This window comes from Neotabrizicola paludis (assembly GCF_044142105.1).
GTDB lineage: Bacteria > Pseudomonadota > Alphaproteobacteria > Rhodobacterales > Rhodobacteraceae > Pseudogemmobacter.
The window spans coordinates 417,479-434,042 of record NZ_JBGTYM010000002.1; the positions used below are offsets into that span (position 1 = coordinate 417,479).

General features: G+C 65.1%; 18 protein-coding genes. 10 read left to right on the top strand and 8 right to left on the bottom strand.

Going from position 1 to position 16,564, the window contains the following annotated elements; genetic code table 11:
- Positions 1-83 precede the first annotated feature (83 nt).
- On the top strand, positions 84-1,145 hold the full coding sequence (gene mnmH, locus ACED67_RS07125; RefSeq protein WP_395540884.1) for a tRNA 2-selenouridine(34) synthase MnmH: 1,062 nt from the start codon (positions 84-86) through the stop codon (positions 1,143-1,145).
- On the opposite strand, the gene ACED67_RS07130 is transcribed toward mnmH, so the two are convergent.
- Positions 1,142-2,119: a type I glyceraldehyde-3-phosphate dehydrogenase gene (locus ACED67_RS07130; protein WP_395540885.1), complete on the bottom strand. Its 978-nt coding sequence runs from the start codon at positions 2,117-2,119 to the stop codon at positions 1,142-1,144. The two genes, mnmH and ACED67_RS07130, sit on opposite strands and share 4 nt — an antisense overlap.
- Before the next feature lie 447 nt (positions 2,120-2,566).
- Between ACED67_RS07130 and bhcR the strand changes: the two genes are divergently transcribed.
- Together bhcR and ACED67_RS07140 are read left to right on the top strand one after the other, a co-directional pair.
- Positions 2,567-3,376, top strand: coding sequence for an HTH-type transcriptional regulator BhcR (gene bhcR, locus ACED67_RS07135; protein ID WP_395540886.1), 810 nt, complete (start codon positions 2,567-2,569; stop codon positions 3,374-3,376).
- 134 nt (positions 3,377-3,510) lie between these two features.
- Complete coding sequence (locus ACED67_RS07140; RefSeq protein WP_395540887.1) at positions 3,511-3,915, top strand: hypothetical protein; 405 nt, start codon at positions 3,511-3,513, stop codon at positions 3,913-3,915.
- A gap of 10 nt (positions 3,916-3,925) precedes the next feature.
- On the opposite strand, the gene ACED67_RS07145 is transcribed toward ACED67_RS07140, so the two are convergent.
- From ACED67_RS07145 to ACED67_RS07160, 4 genes are all read right to left on the bottom strand, one after another.
- Positions 3,926-4,483 carry a DUF4202 domain-containing protein gene (locus ACED67_RS07145; protein WP_395540888.1) on the bottom strand — a complete coding sequence of 186 codons (558 nt, stop codon included), beginning with the start codon at positions 4,481-4,483 and terminating at the stop codon, positions 3,926-3,928.
- 65 nt (positions 4,484-4,548) lie between these two features.
- Positions 4,549-4,785, bottom strand: a complete 237-nt coding sequence (locus tag ACED67_RS07150; RefSeq protein ID WP_395540889.1) for a hypothetical protein — start codon at positions 4,783-4,785, stop codon at positions 4,549-4,551.
- 121 nt (positions 4,786-4,906) lie between these two features.
- On the bottom strand, positions 4,907-5,740 hold the full coding sequence (locus tag ACED67_RS07155; RefSeq protein ID WP_395540890.1) for an amidohydrolase family protein: 834 nt from the start codon (positions 5,738-5,740) through the stop codon (positions 4,907-4,909).
- 255 nt (positions 5,741-5,995) lie between these two features.
- On the bottom strand, positions 5,996-6,790 hold the full coding sequence (locus ACED67_RS07160) for an IclR family transcriptional regulator (RefSeq protein ID WP_395540891.1): 795 nt from the start codon (positions 6,788-6,790) through the stop codon (positions 5,996-5,998).
- Positions 6,791-6,851: 61 nt separating this feature from the next.
- Here ACED67_RS07160 and ACED67_RS07165 point away from each other — a divergent pair, with 61 nt between their 5' ends.
- From ACED67_RS07165 to ACED67_RS07195, 7 genes are read left to right on the top strand one after another with little or no spacing between them, the layout of a single operon-like run.
- Positions 6,852-7,841, top strand: a complete 990-nt coding sequence (locus tag ACED67_RS07165) for a TRAP transporter substrate-binding protein (RefSeq protein WP_395540892.1) — start codon at positions 6,852-6,854, stop codon at positions 7,839-7,841.
- 60 nt (positions 7,842-7,901) lie between these two features.
- Positions 7,902-8,402, top strand: coding sequence for a TRAP transporter small permease (locus tag ACED67_RS07170; RefSeq protein ID WP_395540893.1), 501 nt, complete (start codon positions 7,902-7,904; stop codon positions 8,400-8,402).
- Positions 8,399-9,679 (top strand): TRAP transporter large permease, encoded by a 1,281-nt coding sequence (locus ACED67_RS07175; protein WP_395540894.1) that lies wholly within the window; start codon positions 8,399-8,401, stop codon positions 9,677-9,679. Before ACED67_RS07170 ends, ACED67_RS07175 begins: the two co-directional genes overlap by 4 nt.
- Positions 9,679-10,740 carry a tRNA-dihydrouridine synthase gene (locus tag ACED67_RS07180; RefSeq protein WP_395540895.1) on the top strand — a complete coding sequence of 354 codons (1,062 nt, stop codon included), beginning with the start codon at positions 9,679-9,681 and terminating at the stop codon, positions 10,738-10,740. The genes ACED67_RS07175 and ACED67_RS07180 overlap by 1 nt, the downstream gene beginning before the upstream one ends.
- A gap of 19 nt (positions 10,741-10,759) precedes the next feature.
- Positions 10,760-11,659, top strand: coding sequence for a DUF6282 family protein (locus ACED67_RS07185; RefSeq protein WP_395540896.1), 900 nt, complete (start codon positions 10,760-10,762; stop codon positions 11,657-11,659).
- On the top strand, positions 11,656-12,408 hold the full coding sequence (locus ACED67_RS07190) for an HpcH/HpaI aldolase family protein (protein ID WP_395540897.1): 753 nt from the start codon (positions 11,656-11,658) through the stop codon (positions 12,406-12,408). Before ACED67_RS07185 ends, ACED67_RS07190 begins: the two co-directional genes overlap by 4 nt.
- A gap of 15 nt (positions 12,409-12,423) precedes the next feature.
- A complete protein-coding gene (locus tag ACED67_RS07195; RefSeq protein ID WP_395540898.1) occupies positions 12,424-13,329 on the top strand; it encodes a cupin domain-containing protein in 906 nt (301 codons plus the stop codon).
- A gap of 173 nt (positions 13,330-13,502) precedes the next feature.
- Here ACED67_RS07195 and ACED67_RS07200 read toward each other — a convergent pair whose 3' ends face one another.
- The 3 genes from ACED67_RS07200 to ACED67_RS07210 all read right to left on the bottom strand — a co-directional run bounded on the left by ACED67_RS07200 (position 13,503) and on the right by ACED67_RS07210 (position 16,536).
- Positions 13,503-14,996 carry a tripartite tricarboxylate transporter permease gene (locus ACED67_RS07200; RefSeq protein ID WP_395540899.1) on the bottom strand — a complete coding sequence of 498 codons (1,494 nt, stop codon included), beginning with the start codon at positions 14,994-14,996 and terminating at the stop codon, positions 13,503-13,505.
- 15 nt (positions 14,997-15,011) lie between these two features.
- The gene (locus tag ACED67_RS07205) at positions 15,012-15,479 is read right to left on the bottom strand and encodes a tripartite tricarboxylate transporter TctB family protein (protein ID WP_395540900.1); all 468 of its coding nucleotides are present in this window, start codon (positions 15,477-15,479) and stop codon (positions 15,012-15,014) included.
- 91 nt (positions 15,480-15,570) lie between these two features.
- Positions 15,571-16,536, bottom strand: a complete 966-nt coding sequence (locus ACED67_RS07210) for a tripartite tricarboxylate transporter substrate binding protein (protein WP_395540901.1) — start codon at positions 16,534-16,536, stop codon at positions 15,571-15,573.
- Positions 16,537-16,564: the final 28 nt, after the last annotated feature.

The following is a 16,564-nucleotide window of genomic DNA, read 5'->3' on the forward strand; positions in this document are numbered from 1 at the left end:
CGCCAAGGGCGCGCGCAAGCCCCGCGCGGTCCCGTGTCAGGCCTTTGTTTACAGGCTTTTCACGCCGGACTAGAAGCCGGGTCATGTCCCCCTATCCCAAACCCCTGACCGTCTCGTCGCTGACCCAGATCCCCGCCCTGGGTTTCGACACCGTCATCGACGTGCGCAGCCCCGCGGAATATGCGCAGGATCACCTGCCCGGCGCGATCAACCTGCCGGTGCTCAGCGATGCCGAACGCGCCCAGGTCGGCACGATCTATGTCCAGACCTCCTCCTTCACCGCCCGCAAGATCGGCGCGGCCCTGGTCGCCCGCAATTCGGCCCGCCATCTGGAAGAGGCACTGATCGACAAGCCCGGCGGCTGGCGACCGCTGGTCTATTGCTGGCGCGGCGGGCAGCGCTCCGGCTCTTTCGCCACCATCCTCGCCGCCATCGGCTGGCGGGTCGAGATCGTCGCGGGCGGCTACAAGGCCTGGCGCGCACAGGTCGTCGCGCAACTTGACCGCCCCCTTGCCGCGCCCGTCGTGGTGCTTGATGGCAATACCGGCTCGGCCAAGACCGCCGTTCTGGCCCGCCTCGCGGCCGACGGCCTCCAGACCATCGACCTTGAGGCACTGGCCAACCATCGTGGCTCGCTGTTCGGGTCGATGGGCGGCCAGCCCTCGCAGCGCGCCTTCGAGGGGCGGCTTGCCATGGCGCTTGCGGCCCTTGACCCCAGCCGCCCTGTGGTGATCGAGGCCGAAAGCAGCAAGGTCGGCAATTGCCGCCTGCCCGCCGCGCTGTGGAAGGCCATGGTCGCGGCCCCGCGTGTGGTGATCGAGGCCCCGCTTGCCGCCCGTGCCGCCTATCTCTCCCGCGCCTATGCCGATCTGACCGCCGATCCGGCCCGGCTTAGCGCGGTGATAGAACAGCTTCGCCCACTGCACGCCCGCGCGGTGATCGACGACTGGCTGGCCCTTGCCGGGTCCGGCGATTTCCCGGCCCTGGCCGAGGGGCTGATGCAGCGCCATTACGACCCGCGCTATGCCAGCCACCGGGCGCGGATGCCCGCCGCCCTTGCAACCGTCAGCGCCGAAAGTCTGGACGAGGCCGGCATCGACAGCCTCGCCGCACAGGTTTCGCAGGTGCTGGGGCGGCTGACCTAGGCCCCCATCCGCAGGGCCATGTCCAGCATCCGGTTGGAAAAGCCCCATTCATTGTCATACCAGCCAAAGACCCGCAGCATGCCCTGCGGCGTCACGCGGGTTTCCGGGCAGGCCATGACAATGCTCTCGCGCCGATGGCGCAGATCGGTTGACACAAGCGGCCGGTCTGTCGATCCGATCACGCCGCCTGCCGCGCGGAAGGCGGCATTCACCGCCTCGACGGTCGCGAGCCTGTCGGTCATCACGCTCAGATCGACGCAAGAGACGCTGGCCACCGGGACCCGCACCGCCGAACCGCCGATCCGGCCCGCCACCTGCGGCAGAACCCGGTCCAAAAGGCGCTGGGCGCTGGTCGTCGTCGGCACCATCGACAGTGCCGCCGCCCGCGACCGGGCGAAATCCGCCGCGGGCGCGTCAATCGTGGGCTGGCTGCCGGTATAGCAATGCACCGTGACCATCGACCCGGTCACCACGCCCCATTCCGTATCCAGAAGCTTGACCAGCGGGGCCAGCGCATTGGTGGTGCAAGAGGCGTTGGAGACGATTTTTTCGGCCCCGAGATCGGCATCATTCGCCCCCATGACCACGGTGAATTCCGCAGCCCCCGAGGGGCCGGAAACCAGAACCCGGCCCGCCCCGGCCCGCAGGCCCCGCCCGGCAATCTCGGGCGTATCCGCCCGGCCGGTGCATTCCATCACCAGATCGATGCCTGACAGGTCCAGCACCGACAGGTCCGGCGCGCGATGCAGCGCGATGGCGCGACCATCCACAACCAAGGCGCCGTCCTCCAGCGCGACCGTTCCCTTCCACGGCCCGAAGACCGAGTCATATTCGAACAGCCAGGCGCACATCTCGGGGGCGGCGATATCGTTGATGCCCACGATCTCAAGCCCCGGCCAGCGCTCCGGCGCTTCGGCCCAGGCCCGCAGCACCGAGCGTCCGATCCGTCCAAAACCGTTGATGAAGACTCGCATCGCTTGACCCTCGCCTGTCCTGTGCAGTCTCAGCATGACCGGACCGCCGCATCAATGGGCGTTTGATCAAAACTTGTGCCCGTCACAATGCGCCTCGCGACAGGGCGCGGCGGCTGCGCAGGATATGGTTAATCGGTCGTCCGGGCACGGAGCATGTCCCGCGCGGAAGACCTTCGCAAGACATTTGGAAGACGTTGGGAAGACATGTTCTTGGTCGAAAAAGGAAGTAGATTCTGATGGTTAACCCGGCGTGCGTTGCCTGTCCGGCGCCGCAGCGCGCACAGCTGTTGCGACGACCGTGCCTGCAGAGCTTGCCTGCGGCGTTCTGGTGGCGCCGTGTCGCAAAAGATTCAGAAAAGATTTTTCATTGACGGTCGCTGACCGCGATGCCACGCTTTCCCTGCGGCAATTGGCCGTCCTTCAAGCCCTTTGGAATATGAGGATTTCATGGCGCAAAAACCCCGGGGCCGCCCAAGGGCCTTTCACGACAAGACCGACCAGAACACCGTGCAGGCCCTGACCCGCGCGCTGTCGCTCATGGAGCATATCGCCGCCAATCCCGGGCGCACCCTGTCGGAGCTGGCCGAAGAAACGGGGCAGGCCATCGCTACCACATTTCGCGCTCTGGTCACGCTGCAAACGCATGCCATGGTGGAAAGCGAAGAGCCGGGCCAGTTTTGGCATATCGGTCCCGGCGCGTTCCGCGCCGGTTCGGCCTTTCTCAAACGAACCAAGGTGGCCGAGCGCGCCCGCCAGCCGATGGACGCTTTGATGCGCGAAACCGGCGAAACGGCGAACCTGGGCATTGAGGTGCGCGACGAGGTTCTCTTTCTGTCGCAGGTCGAAACCTATGAGACGATCCGCGCCTTCTTTCCGCCCGGCACCAAATCGGCGATGCATTCCTCGGGCATCGGCAAGGCGCTGCTCGCCTGGTTCCCCGAGGAGAAGACCCGCGGCATCCTGGCCCGCCAGGGGATGGAGAAATTCACTTCGCTGACGCTGACCTCCGACTCGGCTCTGATGCGCGACCTGGCTCGCACGCGCGAACGCGGCTTCGCCATCGACGATCAGGAACGCGCCGAGGGCATGCGCTGCGTCGCCGCCCCGATCTTCAACGCCTATGCCGAACCGGTGGCCGGCCTGTCGGTCTCGGGACCCGCCTTTCGCATGGGCCTTGCCGACGCTGGTCGAATGGGGGCGCTGGTGCGCGTGGCGGCCGACCGCGTGACCGAGGCGATCGGCGGAAGCCTGCCCTAGCCGCGGGCTGTTAACGCCGCCATTTAATACAGGTTCTCGGATCATCTTGCGGCAAAATGCCGCAGGCTTTATTGTGCCGCTCGCGATGATCAACCTATGGGTGCAATCGAAGCCGCTTTGCCGGGGTGACTGTAATGATCGCAGAGGATTATATTGCCCGCATCTCCGAGGCTTTCAGCAACGGTCGCTATGACATTCTGCTCGAAAATTTCGATTATCCGCTGCCGATCTACATCAACCGCTCTGCCGCCGCCGCGATCAGCCGGGCCGAGACCTGGAGTTTCTTGCAAGCCCTGCATGGCATGATCCGCGCCCGGGGCTTTAAGACGCTGGCAGGACGGGTGGTTTCGGTGGAACTGCCACAACGCGACCGCTTCCGCATGTGGGTCGACTGGTTTGGGTTCGATGCTGGGCGCGCGGATCTTCTGTTCAAGACAATCTGCTATAACGTCGGGAGCCATGCCGAGCATCGGACCGAGATGTTTTCTCTGCAAAGCCAGGTCCTTGCCGAAATCGAGCAGCTTGTAAAAGCCGCCTGAGAGGCCGGGGTCACGCCTCGTCGCGAAAACATGCGGCCAGATCGTCCGGCAGGGCGAATTCTGCCAGAACCCGCGCACGCGCCGGGGCCGACATCTTGCGTGCCGTCTTGGCGACGATCTCTACCAGCTCTGCGCCGCTGCGGCTGGCGGCGAAATCGGCGAAATACCAGCGCAGGAAGGTGAAGCAGATCACATCTTCCAGCGCCTGCACCTCGGCATCGCGCTTGATCCCCTCCTTGCGCAGAAGAACGCCCACCCGGTCGCAATCGGCTGCGCCATAGCCTGCTTCGGCCATAATCCCCGCTACTCGCGCGGCATGGCGGCGCCCCTGTTCCCGTCGCCATTCGAGATAGCCCTGCTTGCCTTCGGGATAAGCACTGCGCGGCAAGAGCCAACGCTCGACATGCTGACCGCGCGCGGCGATGCGGAGGATGTCCGAGGCCTCGGGCACTTGCCGATCCAGTTCTTCCGACATGCGCTGGCCATAGAGCCGCGCCTCGCCCGCCGGGTCTGCCGCATTGGCCGTATCTATTGCCGCGATGGCCTGATCCAGATTGCCGTTCCGCATCTGCGCGCCCCTATCCGTTCTCTTGCCCGCAGCCTATCCCGGCCCGGCACGGAAGACGAGTGGGCCTAGTCCTTGGAGGGGTCGTCTGGGCGCTGGCGATGATCCTCGAGCCGGATCACCTTGGCGATGTGGTGCTGGCGGGGCGATTGCGCGGGTTTGTCCAGCCGCCGCGCCTCGGCCGCCTCGGGCGAGATCGCGGCGATCACCGGCAAAAGCAACCGCTGCAATTCACGCGATCCCTCGGCTTCCGCTTTCTCGAAAAGCAGGATCAGGGCCGTAAGGAACTCGTGCTTGCGCGCCATCGCCTTCCCCGTCTGACAAAGCCGGGGATGCCCCGGCAGGATGCCGCGACGTAAGGCACCCGCAAAGAGCGCGACATGATTTGAATCAAATCAGTCGCACACATGTGGATTTGCGTCGCAATCAGGGAATCTGCCAGATCCGCCGGGCATTGCCCGACAGAATCGCCGCCTTTTCCTCGGCGGCGCAGGGCGCCAAAAGCGCCTGGCTGGCGGCCACCCATTCGGCGAGATCGGAATGCAGGGTGCAGACCGGGCTGTCAGACCCCCAGACCATGCGGTCAGGCCCGAAAAGCTCAAGCACGCGCGAGACATAGGGTTGCTGCGTTTCAAGCTGCCAGTCGCCGCCGGTATAGGCGGTGATGCCCGAAAGCTTGATCATCACATTGGGGCAGGCGGCCAGCGGGGCCAGCGCCTTGGCCCAGACGTCAAAACCGCCGCCGACAATATCGGGCACGCCGCAATGGTCCAGTACGAAGATCGTCTCGGGCGCCGTGCGTGCCAGGTCAAGACCAAGCGGCAATTGCCGTGCAAGCAGGACGAGGTCAAAGGGCAGACCCGCGGGGCCAAGGCGGCGGATGTTTTCGCGGAAGGTCGTGCTTTGGGAAACACCGTCGGGCACGACATGCAGCACCCGCCGCAGCCCCTTGACCACCCGCCGGTCCAGCCGCTCCAGCCACGAGGCAAAGCCCGGCGCCTCGGGTCGGGCCGCGCTGATCGCGCCGCGCATCAGGCTGCCGGGCCGCGCCATCATCTCGGCGACAAAGGCGGTTTCCGCGTCGATATCGGCCTCGGCGACATCGACCTCCATATGCAACACATCGGTGATCCCCACACGCCGAGCGACGGCTTCATAGGCGTCATAGCCCCAGTCGCGGTCGAGCGCGGGCACATCGGCCAGCCAAGGATAGGTCAATCGCCCGCGGTCCACGAGATGCAGATGCGTGTCAAAGATCATTCCGCCCCTCCCAAAGCGCAGCCTTTGCCGGGAAGCCTAGCCGAAGCTCTCTGGTCCTGTCACAGAGAAGATGGGGCGCAAGTGGCGGCCGGACGGTTGGGTCACCGTGCGACCCGGTCAGGGCTCGCATTCACCAAAGAAGAATGGCGGATCTCTAGGAAAATCCGCGTGCTTCGCCAGCGTCTGGCCGGTGACAAAGGCGACCGGCCCACACTTACAATCGGGTCGAGAGCCGCCACAGCGAAGCACCAGGTGTCAAAGCCGCTTGCCGATCGTCGCGGTCAAGGCGAATAGCCGGTTGAGCAGCTCGGGCGGAGGCTCGGCGGCCAGATGCTGGATCGAGCCGATCAGGCCGATTGACCCGACGAGCTTGCCGTGGCGATCCAGGATTGGAGCGGCCAGCGCGTTGATGCCCAGCATGGCCTCTTCCGGCGCGGTCGCATAGCCGAGGCGACGAATCTCGTCCAGCTCCGCCAGCAGTACTGGCAGCTGGGTCTGGGTTTTCGGCGTCGCCCGCGGCAGGGGCTCGCGCAGCGAGTCACGCAGTTCCGGCCCGCCGAAAGCCAAGAATATCTTGCCCTGGGCCGAGGAATGCAGAAGCAGCTCGCTGCCCGGTCTGACGCCGATGTTGATCGGCTGGTTGCTGGGCAGGGTGGCCAGAACGAAGGCCGATTTCGGCGTGGGCACCGAGAGGACGACGGCCAGACTCAATTCATCGCGAATACTGCGCATCAGCGGGGCGGCGATTTCGGACAGGACCTGGCCTTGGGGTGCCTTCTGGCCCATCAGCCAGATCTTCGGCCCCAGATGGTACAGCGAGGTCAGCGGGTCCTGCAGGACCATGCCATGGTCCATCAGCGTGCGCAGATGCTTGTGCACCGCGCCCTTGGCAATGCCCACGCCCTGCGCGATCTGCGTGACGCCCAGCGGCGTCTCGGCAAAGGCGATCATCTGCAGGATGCGCAGGCTGACATCTGCGGCCCGCACCACATTGCCGCCTTCCGCCACCTCGATCCTGTGCCCGAGGGCGTCGCCACGCTGTTGACTCATCTCCGCCTCCGCGTCATTATGAGAACACTGTTCTCTATACGAGAACGATTGGGAGGAAGCAATGAAATACTTCGCATCCGGTGCCATCGCCGGACTGTTCTTGGCAACAGCCGCCTTCGCCGAACCCGTGACGCTGCGCCTGGGCCATCCGGTGTTCGAGGCCCATCCGATCCACGACACTGCCATACGCTTCAAGGAAGCGGTCGAGCGGTTGTCGAATGGCGACATCAAGGTCGACATCTATCCCGCGCGTCAGCTGGGCGATGTGAAGGAATTGGCCGAAGGCGTGCAGTTCGGCACGATCGACATGACGGTCAACTCGACTTCGGCCTATGCCACGCTGGTGCCGGCCGTCGATGCCTTCCAGTTGCCCGGCCTGATCCCCGACTATGAAACCTTCGCCAAGGCCGTGGTGACGGACGAGGCGCATGCGATCATGGCTCAGTTCGACCAGCACGGTATGGTCGCCCTGGCGGTGACCGATGGCGGCCAGCGGCATTTCATGACCGTGGGCGCGCCGGTCGAAAACATGGAAGGGCTGAAAGGCCTGAAGACCCGCATCGCGCCGAACCGGATGTTCCTGGACGCCTGGGCCGCGACCGGGGTGAACCCCACCCCCATGGCCTATGGCGAGGTCTATTCGGCATTGGAAACGGGCACGCTGGACGCGGTCGAGATCAACCTGACCTCGATCGAAAGCGAGAAGTACTACGAGATCGGCAAATCGGTGACCCTGACCGGGCACTATTTCTGGCCGAGCTTCCTTCTGGTCAACAAGGCCCGGTTCGACGGCATGACGCCCGAACAGCAGGCCTGGATGCGCGAAGCCGCGGCCGAGATCGTGGAACCGCAGATCATGGCGGTGAAGGATCTGGATGCCAAGGTGCTGGCGCACCTTGAGGAGCTGAAGATCCCGGTCATCACGCCGTCGCCCGAATTCAAGGCGGCGCTGAACGAGGCTTTCGCCCCGGTCGTCGCGCAGTACGAAGCCGCCGACCCGCTGATTGCGGCCTTCGCGGCCAAGGCGCGCGCACTGGCGCCGGCGCAATAAACTGCCCTCGGGTCGCGGCATCTGTGTCCGCGGCCCTTCCTCTGGCAAGGTTTCCCCTTCATGTCCAAACTCTGGCCCGCCTATCTGGCCGCGGTCGAGACCTTCTGCGTGGCCGGGATCACCCTGATCCTGATCGTCAGCGGACTGCAGGTCTTCGCGCGGTATGTCCTTGAAAGTTCGCTCTTCTGGTCGGAAGAGCTGATGCGCTACACCATGCTCTGGATCGTCGCCCTGGGCGCCGGGGTCAGTTATGGCCGACGCCAGTTCCTGGGCATGCGCATGCTGATCGAGGCGCTGTCGCCCGGCATTCGTCGCATCTGCGATTTCGCGGGCGCAATCCTCATCCTGATCTTTCTCGGCTTCGTGATCTTCTACGGTTTCAAGCTGTCCTGGGGCACCCGGATGCAAACCGCGGTCGCGCTTGGGGTGTCGATGTTCTGGATCCATGTCTCGGTCGTCGTCGCTGCCGCGCTGGTCGCGCTGCATGTGGTGCTGAGGGACGTCTTCGGTGTGGCGGATGACCGCGGTGCCGAAGCCCATGGGATGGAGCGCGAAGCATGATCTGGCTTGGCTTCACTTTCCTTGTCACCCTGCTGATCGGCCTGCCGATTGCCTTCGTCCTGGGCATCAGCTGCCTGGCCTATTTCCTGTTCACCGGGCAGACGCAGTTCCTCTTGGTCGTGCCGCAGCGCATGCTGGCGGGGATGGACATGTTCGTCCTGCTTGCCATTCCGCTTTTCGTGCTCGCGGGCAATATCATGGACGTGGGCGGGTTGACCCGTCGCCTGATCGGCGTGGCGAATTCGGTCGTCGGGCGGTTCCGAGGCGGCATGTCGCTGACCGCGATCTGGGGCTGCTTCCTGTTCGGCGGCGTCTCGGGCTCGGCCGCCGCCGATGCCGCCGCGATTGGCACGGTCATGGTGCCCGACATGAAGCGGCAGGGCTATGACGTTGACTATTCCGCCGCGCTGATTGCCGTCTCCTCGCTGATGGCGCCGCTGGTCCCGCCCTCGATCGCCATGATCATCTATGGCGCGCTGTCGGGCACCTCGATCTCGCAGCTCCTGATCGCAGGCGTCGCCCCGGGCATTCTTCTGGCCGTATTCCTGTCGGCCTATGCGGTCTACGTCGCCCGGCGCGAGAATTACCCGGTGGCCCCCAAGCAATCCCTGCGCGATTTCGCGCAAGGCCTCTTCAAGGCTCTGCCCGTCTTGTTCCTGCCGGTGCTGATCGTCGGCGGCATCCGCGGCGGCGTGGTCACCGCGACCGAGGCCGCTTCGGTCGCCGCGATCTACGCGCTGCTGGTGGCAACCTTTGTCTATCGTGCGATGAGCTGGCGTTTTCTGAAAGAGGCGATGGTCTCGACCGCGATCATCACTGCGGCGATCTACTTCCTGATCGGCATTGCCAATGTCGCTGGCTTCATCTTCGCTATCGAGCAATTGCCGCAGAAGACGGTGGCGTTGCTGACCGGGATTTCCGACAACCCTTACATCATCCTGCTTATGGTCAACCTGATCCTGCTGGTGATGGGCATGTTCCTGGACACGGTGGGGGTTTTGATCCTGACCGTGCCGGCGCTGACCGCCATTGGCCAGACCTTGGGCATGGACCCGGTGCATCTTGGCGTGATGGTGGTCTTCAACGTGCTGGTGGGCTTTGTGACACCGCCGGTGGGACTTTGCCTTTTCGTCATTGCGGGCGTCACGGGCAGGCCGATGGAGAAGATTGCGCTCAAGGCGCTGCCGATGATCGGCATCGCGCTGATCGTCCTCGCGCTGATCACCATCTTCCCGCAAGTCTCGCTCATCCTGCCCGAGCTGCTGGGGGCGCGCTGATGGGCGACCGGCTTGCCGTCTGGATCGGCGACACCGCGTTGAAGAACCCGGTGATCGCGGCTCCGGGCGAGCATCTGATCCCGGATTCCGGCCTGCGTGCGGCGATTGCCGCCGGGGCCGGGGCGGTGGTGATGAAGTCGACCAACGAATCCGCCGCCGCCAAGCGCCAGCTTCTGCAGGCGGAATATGCGGCGCTGGGGCCAGAATGGCAGCGCCTGCCCTGGGGTGAAGACACGCCTGCCAGTGCCACGGTGCTGACCCGTTCGGGCCTGCATCCGCTGGCTTTCGAAACCTGGCTTGATCAGGGGCTGCGACTTCTGCCCGAGGCGCGGGCGGCGGACTGCCTGCTGGTGCCCTCGCTGATCCTGGCGGGGCTGCCGCAGGCCGTGGCGCAGGCGCGCGCCGTGGCCGAAGCGGGATTTCCGGTTCTGGAGCTGAACATCGGCACGCCCTATGCGTCGCTGGCACAGAAAGGCGCCGTCTCGACCGAACTGGACCCGGCGCGGGTGGCCGAGATCGTCCGCGCCGTCACCGAGGCGGTGACGATTCCCGTCTGGGTCAAGCTGTCGGGGCAAAGCGAGCGCGTTCCCGCCTTGGCGCAGGCAGCCGTGACGGCGGGGGCCGCGACGGTGGTGATCGCGGGCCGAGCGCTTGGGATGCTGCCCGATCTCGACACGCTGGCGCCGGTTCTGGGCACCAGCTGCGGTATTGGCGGCGGCTGGAACCTGCCGATGACCTGCCACTGGCTGGCGGAAACCCGAGCCGCCCTGGGCCGCGACCAGCCGCTGATCGGCATCAACGGCGCCACTTCGGGGGCCGATGTGGCGCGGATGATCCTGGCCGGGGCCAGCGCGGTTGGCATGACCTCGGCCGTGATGATGCGCGGCTTCGGCGTGCTCGCCGAAGCTGTCGACACGCTGGAATCCTGGTGCGCCGAGAAGGGTCTGACCGCGGCGCAAGCCATTGGCCGCGCGGCCGATGCGCGGCGCAGCTTTGCCGAAATGCCGGTCCTCGACGAGGTCTGGCGCAATTTCATTCCTCCCGCCGCAAGGGCGGGCTGACCTAGAAAGGAACCGCAAGATGGCAATCGCCAAGGATCGTATCGACGCGCTGATGGCAGGGGCTGTGGATCTGCATGTCCATTCCGGTCCCTCGTTGCACCCCCGCAAGCTGGACCATTTCGCCGCTCTGCGCGCGGCCGAGGATCAGGGCATGGCGGCCGTGCTGTTGAAGGACCATTATTACCCGACCATGCCGATCGCCCGGCTGATCAACGACAATCTTGGGCTGAAATGCCGGGCCATTGGCTCGATCGTGCTGAACAACCCGCTTGGCGGCTTCAACCCATCGGCGGTGGATTACGCGCTGAAGCAGGGCGCGCGGGTGGTCTGGATGGCCACGGCCCATGCCCGAAACCACATGGAGCATGAAGCCTCGAAACCCGGCTTCCAGTTCCCGCAGAACACCAAGAAGACCGTGGCGCCGATTCCGCTGGCGCTGACCGATGACAAGGGCGTGGTCGTGGATGAGGTGAAGCAGATCCTCGACCTGATCGCCGAGGCGGATGCCGTGGTCTCGGGCGGGCATCATCATGTGAGCGAGCTGTTCCCGTTCTACGAAGAGGCCAAGGTGCGCGGTGTGAAGCGGCTGTTCCTGAACCATCCGACCTATGTCAACGACTGCACCTTGCAGGACGTGACTGCGCTGGTCGGCATGGGCGTGAAGATGGAGCATTCGATCTGCATGTTCGTGGAATCGACTTTCAAGATGTTCGATGACGACCATCTGAAGGCGGTGATCGGCGCCGCCGGCGTCGAACACACGTTCTTCGGCACCGATCTGGGCCAGATGAAGAACCCCGACCCGGTGGAAGGGATGCGCCAGATGATCGAGAAGCTGCTCGAGCTTGGCTATTCCGATGCCGAGGTGCGGCTGATGACCACGACCATCGGCGCCGATTTGGTGGGGCTGGCGGCATGACCGCCGCCCTCAGGGCGCGCATTGCCGCGGGCGAGGTTGTTGTCGGCACCTTCATCAAGACGCCCGCGGTCCAGGTCGTGGAAATCCTGGGTCGGGCCGGGCTGGATTTTGCCGTTGTCGATCAGGAACATGCGCCGATCGGGATCGAGGCGATGGATCTGCTGTCGCTTGCGGCGCGCGCGGCGGGGCTGCCCCTGCTGTCGCGCCGCTGGGGCGCCGGCGAGGACTGGATCGCCCCCTTGCTGGACCTGGGCCTGACCGGCGTGATGGTGCCGCATGTCGCCGATGCGCGGCGGGCCGAGGCGGTGATGGCGGCGATGAAATTCGGCCGCGGCCAGCGCGGCCTGTCGAATTCGCCGCGCGCAGGCGACTATGGCGGGCTCACGCTCGAGGGGTTTCGCAGCGCCTCGGACGAGACGACTGTGGCGATGTTGCAGATCGAGGATGCTTCGGCCCTGCCGCTGCTGGATGAGATCGCGGCCGTGCCGCAAGCGGATGTGCTCTTCGTCGGCCCGGCGGATTTGTCATTCTCGATGCAGGTTCCCATGGGGTCCGAGGCGCTTGGCGCCGCCATTGATCAGGTTGTCGCAGCGGCGCGGAGGGCCGGGGTGGCGGCGGGTCTGTTCGTTGCCGACGAGTCGCAGATCGCGCCCTGGGTGGCGCGGGGGGTGACAGTTTTCGTGGTCGGCTCGGATCAGGGATTGCTGAAGAAGGCGGCCGTTCGGGTGATGACCGCGGCGCGCGGCTGAGGAAAGGAACAAGAGATGTACAAGGACAAAGACCCGCGGGCTGAACTGTTCGCCGCCGCGTCAAAGCCGCCCGCGACCGGGCTGATCGCCGAGGAGCAGCTGGCGCTGTTCTACGGCACCGCGCCGCAGGAGCAGGGCGAGGGCTGGAGCACCTGGCTGCAGCGCGGTTGCAATTTCGTTCTGGCCTATACTGAGGCCGCGCCGGGCGCGGTTCTGACCCGCACGGGCCAGCCGGATGAATATGTGCTCTACCTGCCCGATGCGGATCAGGGTGCTGTCGTTTCCGCCGGGGCCGAGACGGTGACGATCCCCGGCGGTTCGATCGCCTTCCTGCCGCCGGGCGACAGCGCGGTGATCCTGCCGCAAGGCGGCAAGGTGGCGCGGCTCTTCACCACGCTTTCGGCCGATCTGGCCAAGATGGCGGTGAATGCCTCGGCCTATGATCAGCCGCGCAGCCATATTCCGCCCTTCGCCGCCTGGCCCATGCCCAAGGACGGCTGGCACATCCGCCACTACAGCCTGGACGTGCCCGACGAGCCCGGCCGGTTCGGCCGCATCTTCCGCTGCACGACCTTCATGGTGAACGTGTTCCGGCCGCAGGTCGGACCGCGCGACACTGCCAAGCTGTCGCCGCATCACCATGACGATTTCGAGCAATGCTCGCTCGCCCTGAAAGGCGGCTTCGTCCATCACCTGCGCTGGCCCTGGACCGTCGATATGGCCGATTGGCGCGAGGATAAGGCGATTGCGGTCGGCTCGCCCTCGTCACTCGTGATCCCGCCGCCGGTGATACACACCACCCGTTCGACCGAGGCAGGGGACAATGATCTGGTCGATATCTTCTGCCCGCCCCGGCTGGATTTTTCGTTGAAACCCGGCTGGGTGTTGAACGCTGACGATTATCCGATGCCCGCGGGTTGACCGGCGTGCCGCTGGCCGTGCTTGTTGAGGTGTAGCAGCTGGCCTGGCCCCGATGGGCGCGGCCCTGCGCGCCGCGATCGAGCGAAATCTAATCCTGCTTGATCGCGGCGCGGGCTGGTTCAGGGGCCGGGCCGCGAGCAGCCAGCACGCGAAATGCGCGGTGATCCTTTCCGTCAGGCTCTTGCCCGCCGTTCGCGGGCGCGCAGAAGGAGCGGCATGACCAGAAGCAAAGCGGCTATGACAAGCAGGGCCAGCGACAGCGGATGGGTGAAGAACACTGACGGATCGCCCTGGCTGATCGCCATCGCGCGGCGGAAATGCTGCTCGGCCAGAGGCCCCAGGATCAGCGCGACGACGCAGGGGGCAACGGGGATGTCGAGAAAGCGCATGCCGCAGCCGATCACGCCGATCACCCAAAGCAGCACCAGGTCCATCACGTTGTTGTTCAGCGTGTAGGTGCCCAGCGAGGCGAAGACCAGGATGCCGCCGTATAGCCAAGGACGCGGGATCGACAGAAGCTTCACCCACAGACCAACCAGCGGCAGGTTCAACAGAAGCAGCATGACATTGCCGATGTAGAGGCTGGCGATCATGCCCCAGACAAGCTGCGGATTGGATTCGAAAAGCTTGGGGCCGGGTTGCAAGCCGTATTGCTGCAGCGCCGCGAGCATGATCGCTGCGGTTGCCGAAGTGGGCAGGCCCAAGGCCAGCATCGGCGCCAGCACGCCGGCGGCCGAGGCATTGTTCGCGGCTTCGGGGCCGGCGACGCCTTCGATGGCGCCCTTGCCGAATTCCTCGGGGTTCTTCGACAGGCGGCGTTCAGCGGTGTAGGACAGGAAGGTCGGGATTTCCGAGCCGCCCGCCGGAAGCGCGCCCATCGGAAAGCCGATGGCAGCGCCACGCAGCCAGGGTTTCCACGACCTGCGCCATTCTTCCCTGGTCATCCAGATCGAACCGCGCAGTTTGTACATTTCCTCGGTCTCGAAGCGCGAGCGCATGGCGACGTAAAGCGTCTCGCCCACGGCGAACAGCGCCACGGCCACCACCACGATGTCGATCCCGTCAAGAAGCTCAGGCACGCCGAAGGTCAGGCGTGTCGCGCCGCTTTGCACGTCGATGCCGATAAGGCCCAGGCAGAGTCCGAAGCAAAGGCTCATCATGCCGCGGATCAGCGAACTGCCGAGAACGGCAGTCACGGTGATCAGTGCCACGAGCATCAGCGAGAAATATTCGGCCGGGCCGAAGAGGAGCGCCAGTTTCACCAGCAGCGGTGCCACGAAGGTCAGGGCCAGTGTGCCGATCGTGCCTGCGACGAAAGAGCCGATGGCGGCCGTTGCAAGCGCCGCGCCCGCGCGCCCCTGCCGAGCCATGGCGTGGCCGTCCAGCGCGGTGACGATTGAGGCGCTTTCTCCGGGTGTATTTAGAAGGATCGCGGTCGTCGACCCGCCATAGACTGCGCCGTAATAGATGCCCGCGAACATGATGAAGGCGGCCGTGGGGTCAAGGTTGAAGGTCACGGGCAGCAGAAGCGCGATGGTCAGCGCGGGGCCGATGCCGGGAAGAACGCCGATCGCGGTGCCCATGATGACGCCGATAGCGGCCCACATCAGGTTATAGGGCGTCAACGCGATCAGGAAGCCGTCCATGAGAGAGTAGAAAGTGTCCATGACGCGGTCCTTCGGTCAGCCGAACAGCGAGCCGAGCGGAAGACGCAGGCCCAGGATATGCGAGAAGAAAAAGTAGGTGATGAGGCCAATGGCCAGGCCGATAAGAATGTCCGTCATCAGGCGCCCGCGCCGCAACGCCTGTGCGCCGCAGACGAAGACGATGGCGGCGGTCGGAATCCAGCCAAGCCATTGGATCGTCAGAATCTGGACCGGCAGGCCCAGGGCCATGATCATTCCCGACGCCAGGTGACCTTTGGGCATCGACGGCGCCAGAAGCTCGTTTCGCAGCGCCGAAACCAGCGCGGCGATTCCTATTGCCGCGGTCAGCCCACCCACCAGCCAGGGAAAAAGCTGCGGTCCAGACCGGGCATAGATTGGCGAGACCCGCATCGTCGCCCCATAGGCAATCAGCGCGATCCCGACCGCAGTGAAGACGAGGGACAGGCCGATTCCAATCAGGCGGATGGCGCTTTGCGAAGACATGGCGACGCTCCGTTTGACCCGTCATGTGACGGGCTAGGACATTCAGTGGAAAGGTGCGGGGTGGCGCCTGGTGTGCGCCACCCCCAAGCGATCACTCGATCAGGCCGATGGCCTTGAGAGTGGCTTCGGTTTGCGCGCGATTGTCAGCAAGGAAGGGCTCGAACTCGGCAGCGGGCAGATAAAGCGACAGCCAGCCCCGCTCGGCGGCAAGCGTCTGCCATTGTTCGGACTTGACGACGTCATCCACCATCTTCGCGGCGGCGGCAAAGCCTTCGTCGCTGATATCCTTGGCCACCATGATGCCGCGCCAGTTGACGAAATCGACATTCACGCCCTGTTCGATAAAGGTCGGGATCGCGATACCTTCAACAGGCGCCGGGGCCGAAATGGCCAAGGCGCGCAGCTCGCCGCTTTCGATCTGGGCGGCGAATTCCTGATAGCCCGAGACACCGGCAGTCACATGGCCGCCCAGGATGGCCGCAAGCGCCTCGCCGCCGCCCGAATGGCCGATGTAGTTGACCGAGGTTGCCGGAACGCCGGTGGCTTCGGCCAGGATGCCCATCAGCAGGTGATCGGCGCTGCCGGCGGAACCCGCGCCCCAGGAGACCGACATCGGATCGGCTTTGAAGGCCTCGATCAGCTGGCCAAGATTCTGGTATTCGGACGCCGCGGGAACGACGATGACTTCGTATTCGCCGATGAGACGGGCCAGCGGGCGGACATCGTCAAGCGTGACGGCGGATTGGTTGATCAGAACGCCCGAGACCATTGCTAGGCCAGACAGCATGATGGCGTCGTCACGACCACCCATCGAGGTGACGAATTGCGCCAGGCCCACGGTGCCGCCACCGCCACCGACATTGATGACCTGGATGCCGCTGGCGGCGCCGATGGCCTCGGCAACCTGCTGGAAGCCGCGCGCGGTTTGGTCCCAGCCCGAGCCGGGGTTCGACGGCGCGAGGATTTCCAGCCCCTTGATCTCAGCTTGGGCCGAAGCGGCCGCGACAGTCAGCGCCGCGGCGCCGAGAAGTCCCCGCAAGGTGATACGATTGAACATTTTCTTCCTCCCTCAGTGTGAAAAGCCG